Genomic DNA, 12,782 nt, shown 5'->3' with positions numbered 1-12,782 from the left:
CACCAGCCGTGATGCCATCAATCGCCGTCATAGAACGGACGACGGCGGTGGTAGTCGTAGCCAACTCCGCGCCCGTAGCCATCGCCGTAGCCGTAGTGCCGTCCCTCGTAGAACCGGCGAGCTCCGCCATAGCCGTAGCCGCGGTCATTCCGCCGGCAGTGGCCCCACGGATTGGGATGGAAGCCGGGGCCGCAGCCTCCCGCCGCGAGTTCGATCAAGGGCTCACCGCGGCTTTGTTCGAACGGGTCGAACGAGAGGTCAGCAGCCTTGGCCGAGGTTGCCAGACCGAGCCCGGCAGCCAGCACAGCACCTATTCCCAGCACCTTCACGCGCATCATGACCTGAACCCTGTTGGCGTCCGGCCTCAGCCTCGGCTGACCGGAGAAACCAAAGGCTGCGCTCCATGCGCTGAACCGACGCTGATGGAAGCGCGGCCGTTTCGTTCAGGCAATCCCAGACCTGTGATCCGGAGACAGTACGCATGACCCCCACTGAACGCGCCGCCTACAACGCCGGCATCAAGGCCGCGATCAACGCCGCCCAGATCGTCGCGATCACCATCGAGTGCGCCGAGGATGCTGGCAGTTTCCGGAAGTGCCTCACAGCCGAAGCCCTGGCAGCATTCGCGGAGGCGGCTGAGGGCTTGAAGCTCGAACCGATCACGGTAGGCTCATCCGAGCGGGACAGGTTCCAAGAGACGATTGAATAGAATGGATGCTACGGTGCCCAAGGCAGGTAACGGGTTTCGAACTGGACGACGGGCATGAGCGGGATGTACTACATCAAGGGCAATAACATCTGTGGCCCGGATATCGCCGAAGAGTACTACATCCATCTCGATCACATCTACGGCCCCGGTCAAACCGGGGAATACTACCTGCTTGATGGCTTCATCTACGGCCCGGAAGAGAGCGGCGAATGGTATATCCGCGATGGCTACATCTACGGCCCGCATGATGGACCGCCGCCCTTTATCAAGAAATGACCAATCCTCGCCCGTGCGCCCGTACTGCTCCCGAAGATCACCCTTTGACGTAGCTGCCCGCCGCCTTCATCAGCGCCCGCAGATCCCGACCCGCCTTCGCCACCATCCGCCGAAGGGCGATTGTCTCGGCCGAGCGCCGCCCGTGCTTCCAAGTGGACCGCTTCGACCGTGCCAGCCCCTCAGCGGTTCGCGGTCCCGTGCTGGTGCCACCGTGCATCCGGCACCGGCCATTCTTCATCGCGGGGCCGGTGCATGTCCCGCCGGCCCGCGTCTTCGCTCCGCACCGCTTTGCCTCCCACGCGGCATCGAGCGCGACCCGCCAACCGTGGGCATGAGGTTCGTTGCACATAATCGAGACCTACCCCCTAGCCACCTTTGAGCGCCGATGCCCCCGCCCCCCTGGGGCAACCTCGGGCGCCACAACGGTCTGAGCGCCGGCTGCATAGTTGTGCTGGTGCTTCACGACGACGATCTGCTTCCCGCCCGAGCGCATCCGCTGCAAGGTCGTCATACCGGCCTGGAACGACCCGGAGAGCCGTGCCACGCCGCCGGCCAGCCGGGCCGCCTCAATGCACGCCGCCTGCCGCTCCTGGCCCTGCGTGCGGGCCGCGTGGGTGGCCTGATCGTTCATCAGCCCGGCCAGCTTCATCGCCCCGACATGGACTGCCGCAAGCTGGTGGGCGAGCATCCGTTCGAGGCTGTCCGTGGTCCCGATGCTGTCGGCCGTGTCGAGGGCAATTTCCAGGGCGCCGGCACGGTCAGCCAGGTCGAGCCGGTCCCTGCTGGCATCGGCTGCCACATGGTCAGGGTTCGCCAGCGTGTCGAGGATCGCGGGCAGGGTGTTGGACGCGAAGTCGTCGCCCGGCACCAATTCCCCGCCGGCCCCGATCGTGACGCTGTTCGGATCGAGGCGTTCGCGGGCCTTGCCCTCGTACCGTTCCGCGAGGGGTGTCGGCGCCGTGCCGCCGGTTTCCGCCTGGATGCGAGCGGCGGCCAAGGTACTTGCGCCGGATTTGCGTCGTGTCATCGCCCTTCCTCGTCGTCTCGCTTCTGGACGTCCAAGTGGTCGCTACTGAACTTCGCCTTCAGGGCGCCGTAGTTGCCTGCCGTCGCTGGCACTGTCTCAATAACGATCGTCCAGTGTTGAGATGCGTTCCGCTGGTACCAAAAAGCATTTGGGCCATGATCATCGCAATCGCAGAACAGGTGAAGACGTTCATCGTTTGGAAATATCACGGTAACGCAGTCGCCGTCACGCCAAGCGCTCGGGATAGTCTGAGTACTCGCCATCTCCTCTCCGTCTGTGAGACGGTTGTTAATGCTGCGAACGGTGATGATGCGGCTTGGAATAAGCTGGTCTGTCACGTCTTCGTCTCCTGTTCGGCTAGCCATGCGGCATGCTCGTGATTCGGTCGCATCTCACGCACCTCGCAGAGCAGCGAAGCCAACTCCTCCGACGCACTCGGCACCACGGCCCTGATCCGCTCGGGTGTGATCGCGTTCCAATCCGGATCGGCCGTTCGCAGGGTGCGGATGGCGTTCGGGTCGAGGTCCAGAAGTTGCTCCACGGCAATCAGCGCCTCGGCGTAGTGCTCGACTCCTGGTGCTGTCGTCTGGTGCTCCCGTAGGATCGCTGCGAAGCCGGGCGTAAGGGCTGCCGCCTCGATCAGACTGAACCGAACGGCTGCGCCCTCCTCGATCATGGGCGCATCGCCCGCGCCGTCCACATGGGTGCAGTGGACGAGTTCATGCGCGAGGAAGGCCAACGCGACATCGTGGTCGTCTATGCCATCTGCCGGCAGGACGATCGCGAAGCGCTTCATGTCCGGAAGTGGGCGGACGCTGGGATCGTCCCCGTAGAACACGACCCCTTCAAGTGCCCACCCGTCCTCCCAGACGACAGGCCCATACTGCTCCTGCGCGCGCTCCAGCATGGGGCCGACGAACAGCATCATGTCGGGCGCAACAAGCACCTTGCCGTCTGCGCTCCAGCGGCGCTCGAATTCGGTGCGAGCGCTCATAAGTCGATCCCCAGCCGCTCCTTCGCGACGTGCTTAAGGTAGGCGGTCCCCAGATCCTTCAGCAGGCCGAAGGTCCAGCCGCCCATCTTGCTCGCGCCGTCCTTCGTCCGCTTCCACACCTCCGGATCTCTCACGGTATCGAGGAAGTCATGGCCTTCCCACGTCAGGCCACTGACATGGATATCATTGGAGAGATTGCGCCCCGCTATTTTGATCAAACCCGCCTCTTCCAGCAATTTGACGTGCTGAAGAACTATCGGCGGGATGAAAGCGAAACGAGTCTCAAGCTTGCTGCCGCCGAAACTTTGGTAGCCGTCTTCGACCGCGAGAAGGATGTTACGCACGAGGTCCATGTCGCGTTTCATTGAGGCAAATTCACTTCCGCGATCTGTGAGCGCATCAAATGGGCGGGGCCGAGCTGGAGGGCCGCCAGCGCTCGCCGGGCCTGTGCCAGATCCTGCTCAAGGGCGGCGATAACCTGAAGCCCCCACGCCTCGGCGGAGCTTAGAGCGTCGTACTGTTCAGAGGCGCTAAAGGCACCTCGTGCCCTGCTCAGGACGGTAGCAATGGCTTTCGCTGGATCTTCTGGACCATCTGTGTCCGTCTCCGGATCAACGCCGTCTTTCCCAGCCTGCCAAATACCGAAGACAAGATCGTCAAAAGTATCTGTGAAGCCGTTCGTACTCTCAGGCACTTGATACCCCTAGCAATTAGCACGTGGATTCGCCTTCATTTCGCCTGCGATCAAACGACGTTCATTATGAAGGTGCCCGCTCCAGTGATACCGGCTGACTTTAACGAGTCGACGAACTGCCGGAATTGAAATGGAACCATGCTTGGATTAGGAACATCATAGAAATACTGCATCGAGAACGTCCCTTGGATGCTCGATCCATCGAAGTAGCAAACTGCCTGAGTGAACGCAGCCGTTTGAATTGGGAATGGGATCTGAAACGGTGGTATACCCGAGATACCCTGCATGACGGTGCCTGCTAAAATTTCTCCTCCAGCAATGTTCTGAAAAATCGAGGGCTGTTCCTCGTCAGTAGACACAAAATCTACCGCGCTTTCAAAGACAAGAGTCTCAAAACCGGAGGCTCTATTAAGTGCGTCGAGCAGATTGTTGCTTCGAACAAGATCAACCTCTGCTCTAATAAGACCGTGCTCCGTTCGAACTACAGAGCGACCGTTGATTGTCGCCCGCATCCCATTCATGACACCAAGACCAGCATTGATTTGCGGGTTAATAGAATAATGATCGTCGTAAGTAAGATAGCCACCTACAATGCGTGCGGTGGAACCGATGCCTTCTGCGAGCGGCTTACCAGTATCTACTTGACTACTCAAAGACTGGCGCTTGATGGCCGCCGGACCGATTATATTTCGTATGGTCGAGAATTTTTCTTTCGTGGCTGCCAAGTGCCAAGCCAAAGCCGGGGCATCGGGATGGCTAGTCCTATAGACTTTGAACTCTTTACCGTTCGTAACTAGGTAATATAGCGCTGCAACATCGGGATGTGCGGCATATGTGTGGGCTTGCTGTGAAATGTCTAATGTTAGATCTTCATGGGGAGCCTTGACCTCGACCACCCAACGACCGTGGGAGATTACCTCACAAATGTAGTCGGCACGTCCTCGTAGCGGTGGGTCCTTGGACGGGCTCTTGCGGCCAAGGAACGCTTTTTCGTATCGAAGAGTAACTTCAGTACGGATATTATTGACCGTGTTGTGAGCGTATCCCAGGGCATGGATAAATGGCCTGACAATCGTCTCGCGGACATCTGTCTCGTTCATGCCTTCGACGTTGATGCTCGCGAATTCCATCAGCGTACTTCCCCAACACTAACGATTTCTGAGGGAAGCCTAGCTCATAGATCTGTCTCAAGCGACACCCAGCGCGAGCACCTGAGGGAACTGAGGATCACGCTCTGCCAAAAAGGACGAAACCGCCTGTTAGATGAAGAAGGTGCAGATGCACCGGCAGCGGATATGGTGCACGGTCGTAATAGGAGGGGGTATGAGTGACGCAGGGATTGAACCCGAAGCCAAGAAACGTCTGAACGTAAGCGAGCGCTTACAGTTCGCGATTTCTGCTGTGGCGGTTCTTCGGTCGCTAGAGCTTACCGACAATACAATGCAGTACGGTCAACTGGCCCGAGCCATCGGCCTCATACCGTCTACAGGCAGTTGGAAGCCATGGCACCGGCAGCAGGTTGCAGAAATTCTTCAGGTTGTCGCAGCGGTAGAAAGGCAATCTGGTAACAATTCTGCTGCTGCTCCCGTTCAGTTCGAGCGGATCGTGACCAAAGATGGACAGCCTGGCGCAGGAGTGACGCGGGATACCCGTATAGTTTCGACAGCACAGCCCGTCCCGAGCCCTGACTGAAGTATGAATTTTTGTCGGCTTCGATGAGGTGGCTCGCGTGACCGTCCTTCCGTCTTGTCATCCTACCGAACCGCGCTCCCCGAATGATCCTCAAGCAGAGGCCATTCGGTTCAACCCTGCCAGCCATCCGGCTTTCACGGTAATAGAAGCTCGGTAGATCGGGTCCCCTGCCTCGTTCCGCACCGTCACCGAAAGCTCGCGCTCGTTGTTGGCGACGACCTCGAACCTGGCGATCTCCAGCAGGGTGCTCATTGCAGCGGCTGCGACAGCATCGGCTCCATCAAGGTCCCTCCCGTCATCATCCATCGTGAGGTGACCGTCTTCGACGTCGAAGAAGTAGCGCTCCATCACCTGCTGACCCTCAAGACTGAGACCTGACGGCATCAACGGCGTTCGCAGGAGGCAGGTTCGGAAAACGCGTACTGCTCCGCATCGAACCTCATTCCGCCGGGTCCCTACGAGAACCCGTAGCCACGATCCTCATCATTGCGTCCGGCAATAGGCGCTGAAGCTCCAGGGCGATCTCCGTGGGTGCCGCGAGCCAAGCGCTCCACTCCTCCGGCGTCGTCAGCAGTACCGGCATGGCCTTCGGGTGGATCGGCCCGACCACGCCGTTGGCCTCGCAGGTTAGGAACGAGAACAGCCAGTGCACCTCCTCTGCGCGGTCGGGGTTCTCGGCCTTCGTGCCTCGCACGCCCGTCCAGGGGCGCCAGATGCCTGCAAAGGCGAACAGGGGGCGATCCTCATCAAGGGCGAACCAAGTCGGCGTCTTCTTCGGCTTGGTGTCGGCGTACTGGCTGAAGGACGAGACCGGCACGAGGCAGCGGTACTCCGGCTTCAGCCAGGGCCGCCAGTGTGGGCTCTTCACGTTCCGGACGTTGGTGACGGGATGCTCGCCGAACTGTTTCGGGCCGGGGATGCCCCAGCGGAACATCTCCATGACGCGCTTACCGTCCTCGCCCACCCGCACGATGGGCGCGCGCTGATCGGGGAAGATGCCCGGCAGGGGGGGCAGGTTACCGGTGCGATCGACCGACACACCGAAGGAGGCGCGGATCTCAGCCTGGGGCGTCACGAGGCTGTAGAGGTTGCACATGGCTCAGGTCCTCGACGGCAGCCCCACTGTGCTCGGGCCACCCCTTGTGTCGAGCTTGGCCTGGCATGTCATGCCGTAGACATTGGGCGCCCAGCTCTCAACCTCGCGCTGGAAGCGGGGGAATTGGCGGTTTTAGTGGGGTGGATGTAGGCGCCGACCAGTGCCCGTATCGATTGAACTGATCAATTTCTAATTCAGATCAGATTAGTACTGTCCATGGAAGGAAGCTCAGTCACTCGTTCGTCCAACATACTCTGCGAGTGAAACCTTCCAGCCAAACGGCGGGTGGATGCCGCGCATCTTCATTCGCGACATGACGCTTGTAAGCACCATCTGCCACTGCTCTGAGCTTAAGGATGGCAATACCTTCTCAAATCCAAGATTTCTCGATGAGATATTTGCTAGCTGCGCCCAGTCTGCTAGTAGAATGGTATCACACAATTTAAATGAGTAGATATTTGAAATAACCACAGCGCATGCTCCTCCAATAAAATGACAAGGAGTAAAGACTAATGATATTATAACTTATATAAGATTGTGTGTTGCTTTAGAAGGTGCCTCAGACGGATGTTTGAGTTCTTGTCGTCTGCAGGAATTGCAAGGTGTTCTGCGCAACAGTCAATAGCTTCGTCGGTATGCTGATCGATCATCGCACGGTCAACTACACCCATCCCTTCCAGATCATCGAAGCCCAGTTCGACCGCAATCAACTCGGCGATTTCCAGACGTTTGGCATCGAGGCGGGTCATGGACCTACTCCAATCGATAGCATCTAAGCAGCGATGCTACGCTAAGGTGCTATTCGTAGCGAGGAAAACTTTCGATGATACAAATTGTTAACGCCAGGAAAGCCCGGCGTTAAGCTGGCCCATCTCTGTTCAGTTGGGGCTTGGCAGTGGCCGCTCTCGCTCGATCCGGTACGAGCGAGCAGAACATACCGGATGCGCGTCGATGGATCTGCCAGAGGTCGCCAAGAGTGACGGTTGGGGCGCCTGGAGGGAAGGGTCCCAACCGCCGCCGCTGAACTACGGGGCAACGCAACCGAAGCGGCTCGTGGACACTAGGGGCCTTGCACTACGATAGATAGAAAAAACCTTCAACTGCAATTTTTAGTTTCAATCGCGCTTGTCGGTCGGCAGCAGCCATCGTGGGAGAGGCGATCGAGCACGATCATGGGAATTTCTCGCTGATCCCGAGGCATCCTGACCAATCTGCGATAGTTCTAGGTGAATACGAGATCGTGGCGCATGCTTGACGGTTCATAGGAACCCTCATGCCCATCATCAAACTTCGACGTTTGCCGCGATCATCGGCAGCGCATGCTGCTGTCGTCGGTGCGACCCGGGCTCTGGAGGCGGCATTCCCAATTATTTTAGATGAGGCGGCGCCCAACCGACTCAGCAGAGCGGTGGCAGCCCTCGTCAAGATGGAAGCTGTGACAGACATCCAAGAGGCGGCTGCGGCGGCCTAAGTTCGAAGGATGAGCACGCAACGCGTACAGTACCCCGCCGCAAGGCTGATCAGACCGTACCAGATGGAGAAATTCACCATGAAGATCACCGACTACGAAGCTGGCAGTGAGGACTTATGGGGTGTTTTAAAGGATACAAAGTTTGCATCTGTTCGGAGAGCTAACGTTTCCACCGGAGAGCATCCAGTCCTTGGCAAGATCATTATCATTGCCGGGATAGATTGTCAGACACAGGTGATTGAGGCCAAGTTTAACCCTGCGATTGGCGCCTCTGAAGATTTGTCTGCTATAAAATTTGCTATGTATTCTGAGCCGCCTCCAATAAATGAGCAGACAACCGGTGCATTCTTTCGCTAGAGACCTCCACGGGTAGGCAAGCGTTATGGCGTGACAGCCACAATTCCAGCCGCGAGTATGGCTGCTAAGGCGAGGATTTCTCAACAACGATCGACTCGACTTTGGTTAAGGTCGCACGACGTGCCATAAGGTACACATGCAAATTCCCTCGTTGCCCAACCATAGCGTGGCCGTATCGGCTTGCTGGAGCGCAAAGGGCCGCTTTCGATGGTCCGTGACCACAGCCGGCTACCACCCCTATCGATCCACAAGCTCCTATCCATCTGCTTCCCTCGCCCTCGCAGCGGGGATGTCGCACGCTCATGTTCTGGCAGAGCAGCATCCGATTAGGGCACAAATCAACGAAGGAAGTTGGATGTAGCCGCTGCCTCCGACCGTTTCTTCGCTCAGCGATCCATACTGTTCATGCTTTTTGGGTAACTGCCGGATAGTACTCGATAAATCGAGGGCCACACCACAGATCGATCGAATGGATGTCAACCATCGCTTTAACCTGACGCATCGCATCGATGTCAGTTTCAGCAAACAGTATGACGTCGCATATAATCGCGCCGTTATTCGCGAAGAAGCTGGCATGATACTGGGGTGGGTTTAGATCTTTCACGGCGGGAACCAGTCAACCTAGAAAACGTGTCTATTGAGGTTTATGCATATGAATGTGCCTTAACTCCACTGCTGGCTGTCAAGATTACAAGCCCCATTCATCAATTTGGCGATCGCTGACATAGCTTCATCAAGTGTCGGATGCTCGATCTTGACGGCGCACAAAGCAGAGCCTGCTATGGGCCTAATGCGGAAACTATCCGCCTTCGCGCCTTTCACAATCGTCCCTAAATCGCGCCCCAGTCGATCCTTTAAGGACCATACATCGACCTCCGATCCCACCGGTGCGAGCACAACGTCCATCGTCGGTTCCCCCCTCTCTTCTTCATGCGAGAAAGCCTCGCAGACAGAGCTGCGATCAAAGACAAAACATAATTGCTTGCACTAATGCGCCTTGCGATATCTGCTGACAAGCGATTTTAATCGATCACTAAAATATAAAGTTGTATTAAATCGCCAAATAGTAGTGTACGCAGACATCTGAGATTTTGGAGATTTGAAATGTTTAGAATAATTGTCCGCAATGAAAAAGGTGCGTTAGGTTCGATACCTTGGACTGGTGATCTGGATTCTGCAAAGACCCAAGCACAGAAATGTGTTGATGGTAAAGCCGTAGGAACACAGCCAACATCTGCTGAAATTCTCGATGGAAATATGCAGAAAATTATCTACAGATACCCTCAGATGCACTGATTATCTGCGATGTGATCGATAAATTAAGTTACTGTGTTCCAAGTATAAGAAGAATTGGTCTGCGAAGACCCGCCTCCGGAGTGATCCTCAAAGGCGTTGGCGCGGCGGTGTATCTGACGACCGTCCTTGGATCGCGGTGCCCCCTCTGATCCATGATGCGGGCGAGATCTGCGCCCCGTTCAGCCGCAGTGGTGAGGTACCTGCCCTCAAGGAGTGTGCACCGAAGATCACGGCATCGGTGCCACATCCTCCCGATACCTCGTAATGACAGCGGCGAGGGCATTGCGAACAGGACGTGGCACGAGTGATTTCACCCGTGCCCGTGAGGGAAGGCGGGCCCGCAGCGCTTCAGCCGATTTAATGGCTGATCCCAACCTAGATGATCAGACCGAAAAACGACCGTATCTCCGACATTCGACCTTATAGGATGAATGTCTTGTTTGGGTGGATCATCAGCCGTGCTGCCGTAGTCGGATCGCAGCGCACCGTTCCAGACTGTTCGTCCGCTCCCGGCGATCGTCACCAGCGATATCTCAGCGTGCCCAGGATCGTCTGCCTGTTTCCGTAGAAGCAGCCGGTGGCGGCGATGCACGTCGTGACGTAGGTCCTGTCAAAGAGGTTCGTGGCGTTGAGCGCTAGATCGACACCCTTCAGCGATGGATAGCGATACCCGAAATCGTACCTCACTGCCGCGTCGACGAGCGTGACCACAGGGGTCTTGTAGAGGTTGGCGTTGTCGCCGACCGAGACGCCGATGTAGCGCACGCCCGTTCCCAGGCCGAGACCAGCCCAGTCACCGGTCCGGATCGTGTAGTCGAGCCAGACGGAGGCTTGGTGGCGCGGAACGAAGGGGAGTTCGTTCCCGACGATGCTGACGCCAGCTGCATTAGCGTTCGCCTTGGTGAATTCGCTGGTCATCGCCGCGTAGGAGGCGATGACGTCGAGGCTCTCGCTCAGGCTTGCCTTAGCCTCCAACTCCAGCCCGCGGACCCGTGCTTCGCCGGCCTGGGTATTGAAGCGAAAATCCAGGGCGTCCGGCGTCAGCACGTTCTGCTGCTTCAGGTCGAAGACCGCGCCGGTCAGCAGGAGGTTGGTTCCTGCCGGCTGCACCTTGATGCCGCCCTCGATCTGATCGCCCGTGGTCGGGGCGAAGGGGGTGCCCAGACGGTTCGTCCCGGATGTTGGCTGGAACGAGGTCGCATAGCTGACATACGGCGCGAAGCCCCCCTCGAACAGGTAGCTCAGGCCCACGCGGCCGGTGAACGCCGCATCGTCCTGCTTGACCCGGCTCACCGCGCCGGTCGCAGCCGTCTGGGTCCGAGTGACGGCATCGGCCCAGTCCTGCCGGCCGCTCAGGGTGAGACTGAACCCACCCACGCGAATCTCGTCCTGGACGTAGAGGCCGGCCTGGTTGCGCCCTTGCGTGATCCGGGTTCCCAGCGGGGGTCGCGTGACCGTCCCGGCATAGACCGGGGTGAAGATATCGACGGACGGGACGACCCGGAGTTCGGACTCGTCGTAGCGTGCATCCTCGCGCAGGTAATCGGCCCCAAACAGGAGGGTATGCGCGAGAGGTCCCGTGGAGAAACGTGCCTCCGCCTGATTGTCGACGTTGAAGAGGTTGGAGCGCTCCGGGAAAGCCCAGGCGTAGCGGGACAGCGTCCGGCCATTGGCTGCAAGGCCGATTGCCTGCACGCGCTGGGTGTCGGCTTCGACGTGAGAGAACCGGAGGTTCTGGCGCACGGTCCAGACGTCGTTGAACCGATGCTCGAAGGCATAGCCGATGAAGCCCTGGTCGAGCTTGAAGCGGTCGTAGTTCGGTTCACCGATGAAGCGATTGGTGGGAATGCGCCCACGGGGATTGCTGTAGAGCGTTCCGAGGGTTGGCAAGCCCTGTGGAGCACCGCCTCCGGGCGAGTCGATGTGCAGATACTGCGACAGGATCGTGAGGGACGTGTCGGCATCCGGCCGGAACGTGACGCTCGGAGCGATGAAGACCCGGTCTTCCTCCAGGTAATCGACCTGGGTGCCGGTGGTGCGGGCGAGACCTGTCAGCCGGTACAGGATCCGACCGTCCGGATCGACGGGACCGGAAAGATCGAAGGCGGCCTGCGCACGTCCGAAACTGCCGGTCTGAAGCTGGATTTCGCGCAAAGGCACCGCACTCGGTCGCTTGCTCACGAGGTTGAGCAAGCCACCCGGCGAGTTCTGCCCATACAGCCCCGATGAGGGCCCCTTCAGCAACTCGATCCGCTCCAGGCCGTACGACTCGATGCGTGGCTGCGAGTAGCCCCGGGCGCCGAAGGGCAGACGCAATCCATCGAGGTAGCGTCCGGGTACGAAGCCACGGACATAAAGCCAATCGTAGCGCAGGTCCGTGCCGTACTGGGTGAGAACGCCCGGCGTGTAGAGCAGGGCTTGGCTGACACTCTGCGCCTGCCGATCCTCGATTTCCTCGCGGCCGACCACGTTGACCGCTTGGGGCGTCTCCAGGATCGAGGTGCCGGTCTTGGTCGCCGTTGCGCTGCGTTGGGCGGCATAGCCGTTCGTCGGACCGAGCGCCGTATCCCCCGTTACCTCCAGGGCATCCAGGGTGACGGCGCCATCATGGATGCTGCCGAGATCGGCCTGGGCGACGAGGCCGATGATGGTTGCGGAGTGCGGCGCCGTGAAGTGCGGCACGAGGCCAGTTCCCACGAGGAGCCGCCGAAGTCCTTCCGCCCGGTCGTAGCGTCCGGCAAGCGGCATCGCACGCAGGCGACGGGTGGCGTGGCTGTCGTAGATGAGCTGAACGCCGCTGACGGCACCGTACGTCGCCAGGGCCTCATCCAGGGGCTGAGCGGAAATCGCGAAGTCGAGGATCTCCTCCGTACCCGGCCTCGTCGCGGCCACGCGAACGATCTGCGGACCGAGGGCCATGTCGCTCCGGTCCGCATGGCCGATGGCCCCCGAGGCCGGTGCCGGCAGGGCGAGGACGAGCGCCGCGACACCACTCAAGCCCGTCACCATCCGATAGCCGTCCCCCGTCCGGTTCTGCCCACGTCCTCGCACCGTCATTAGACCCACCGTCTCCGCGCGGTCTTCTGACCGCTGCCCGACGGGTCGTGATCGCCCGCCTGAATCCTCAGACGTGCGGCGGATGACGAACCCGCAAAAAAGATCGTGGCTCA

Annotated in this window: 16 protein-coding genes; 4 read left to right on the top strand and 12 right to left on the bottom strand. The window is 59.1% G+C overall.

Annotation, left to right across the window (positions count from 1 at the left end; all coding sequences use genetic code 11):
- Nucleotides 1-17: 17 nt before the first annotated feature.
- A complete protein-coding gene (locus MKK58_RS04580; RefSeq protein ID WP_243910983.1) occupies nt 18-338 on the bottom strand; it encodes a GCG_CRPN prefix-to-repeats domain-containing protein in 321 nt (106 codons plus the stop codon).
- Nucleotides 339-481: 143 nt separating this feature from the next.
- On the opposite strand from MKK58_RS04580, the gene MKK58_RS04575 reads away from it, so the two are divergent.
- Together MKK58_RS04575 and MKK58_RS04570 are read left to right on the top strand one after the other, a co-directional pair.
- The gene (locus MKK58_RS04575) at nt 482-709 is read left to right on the top strand and encodes a hypothetical protein (protein WP_243910982.1); all 228 of its coding nucleotides are present in this window, start codon (nt 482-484) and stop codon (nt 707-709) included.
- Between the two features lie 54 nt (nt 710-763).
- Nucleotides 764-985 carry a hypothetical protein gene (locus MKK58_RS04570; RefSeq protein ID WP_243910981.1) on the top strand — a complete coding sequence of 74 codons (222 nt, stop codon included), beginning with the start codon at nt 764-766 and terminating at the stop codon, nt 983-985.
- A gap of 37 nt (nt 986-1,022) precedes the next feature.
- On the opposite strand, the gene MKK58_RS26805 is transcribed toward MKK58_RS04570, so the two are convergent.
- From MKK58_RS26805 to MKK58_RS04540, 7 genes are read right to left on the bottom strand one after another with little or no spacing between them, the layout of a single operon-like run.
- Nucleotides 1,023-1,334, bottom strand: a complete 312-nt coding sequence (locus MKK58_RS26805; RefSeq protein WP_279578224.1) for an HGGxSTG domain-containing protein — start codon at nt 1,332-1,334, stop codon at nt 1,023-1,025.
- Nucleotides 1,335-1,343: 9 nt separating this feature from the next.
- Nucleotides 1,344-2,012 carry a hypothetical protein gene (locus MKK58_RS04565; RefSeq protein WP_243910980.1) on the bottom strand — a complete coding sequence of 223 codons (669 nt, stop codon included), beginning with the start codon at nt 2,010-2,012 and terminating at the stop codon, nt 1,344-1,346.
- Entirely contained in the window at nt 2,009-2,350 is a 342-nt protein-coding gene (locus MKK58_RS04560; RefSeq protein WP_243910979.1) for a hypothetical protein, read from the bottom strand. Before MKK58_RS04560 ends, MKK58_RS04565 begins: the two co-directional genes overlap by 4 nt.
- Nucleotides 2,347-3,006, bottom strand: coding sequence for a hypothetical protein (locus MKK58_RS04555; protein WP_243910978.1), 660 nt, complete (start codon nt 3,004-3,006; stop codon nt 2,347-2,349). Before MKK58_RS04555 ends, MKK58_RS04560 begins: the two co-directional genes overlap by 4 nt.
- Nucleotides 3,003-3,359, bottom strand: a complete 357-nt coding sequence (locus MKK58_RS04550; protein WP_243910977.1) for a DUF2513 domain-containing protein — start codon at nt 3,357-3,359, stop codon at nt 3,003-3,005. The genes MKK58_RS04555 and MKK58_RS04550 overlap by 4 nt, the downstream gene beginning before the upstream one ends.
- 8 nt (nt 3,360-3,367) lie before the next feature.
- The gene (locus MKK58_RS04545) at nt 3,368-3,700 is read right to left on the bottom strand and encodes a hypothetical protein (protein ID WP_243910976.1); all 333 of its coding nucleotides are present in this window, start codon (nt 3,698-3,700) and stop codon (nt 3,368-3,370) included.
- 50 nt (nt 3,701-3,750) lie between these two features.
- Nucleotides 3,751-4,830 carry a type I restriction enzyme HsdR N-terminal domain-containing protein gene (locus MKK58_RS04540; protein WP_243910975.1) on the bottom strand — a complete coding sequence of 360 codons (1,080 nt, stop codon included), beginning with the start codon at nt 4,828-4,830 and terminating at the stop codon, nt 3,751-3,753.
- A 193-nt stretch (nt 4,831-5,023) separates the two neighbouring features.
- On the opposite strand from MKK58_RS04540, the gene MKK58_RS04535 reads away from it, so the two are divergent.
- Nucleotides 5,024-5,392, top strand: coding sequence for a hypothetical protein (locus MKK58_RS04535; RefSeq protein ID WP_243910974.1), 369 nt, complete (start codon nt 5,024-5,026; stop codon nt 5,390-5,392).
- Nucleotides 5,393-5,482: 90 nt separating this feature from the next.
- Here MKK58_RS04535 and MKK58_RS04530 read toward each other — a convergent pair whose 3' ends face one another.
- The 3 genes from MKK58_RS04530 to MKK58_RS04520 form a co-directional block, all read right to left on the bottom strand.
- Entirely contained in the window at nt 5,483-5,776 is a 294-nt protein-coding gene (locus MKK58_RS04530) for a DUF6894 family protein (protein WP_243910973.1), read from the bottom strand.
- 55 nt (nt 5,777-5,831) lie between these two features.
- Nucleotides 5,832-6,488 carry an SOS response-associated peptidase gene (locus MKK58_RS04525; RefSeq protein WP_243910972.1) on the bottom strand — a complete coding sequence of 219 codons (657 nt, stop codon included), beginning with the start codon at nt 6,486-6,488 and terminating at the stop codon, nt 5,832-5,834.
- A gap of 518 nt (nt 6,489-7,006) precedes the next feature.
- On the bottom strand, nt 7,007-7,237 hold the full coding sequence (locus MKK58_RS04520; RefSeq protein WP_243910971.1) for a hypothetical protein: 231 nt from the start codon (nt 7,235-7,237) through the stop codon (nt 7,007-7,009).
- 800 nt (nt 7,238-8,037) lie between these two features.
- Between MKK58_RS04520 and MKK58_RS04515 the strand changes: the two genes are divergently transcribed.
- Nucleotides 8,038-8,316 carry a hypothetical protein gene (locus MKK58_RS04515; protein ID WP_243910970.1) on the top strand — a complete coding sequence of 93 codons (279 nt, stop codon included), beginning with the start codon at nt 8,038-8,040 and terminating at the stop codon, nt 8,314-8,316.
- A gap of 1,815 nt (nt 8,317-10,131) precedes the next feature.
- Here the strand turns inward: MKK58_RS04515 and MKK58_RS04510 are convergent.
- Complete coding sequence (locus tag MKK58_RS04510) at nt 10,132-12,669, bottom strand: TonB-dependent siderophore receptor (protein ID WP_243910969.1); 2,538 nt, start codon at nt 12,667-12,669, stop codon at nt 10,132-10,134.
- Between the last annotated feature and the right edge of the window lie 113 nt (nt 12,670-12,782).

The organism is Methylobacterium sp. J-078 (assembly GCF_022829285.1).
Taxonomy (GTDB): domain Bacteria; phylum Pseudomonadota; class Alphaproteobacteria; order Rhizobiales; family Beijerinckiaceae; genus Methylobacterium.
The sequence above is the reverse complement of the archived record's forward strand: the minus strand, read 5'-3'. Positions and strand labels throughout refer to the sequence as shown.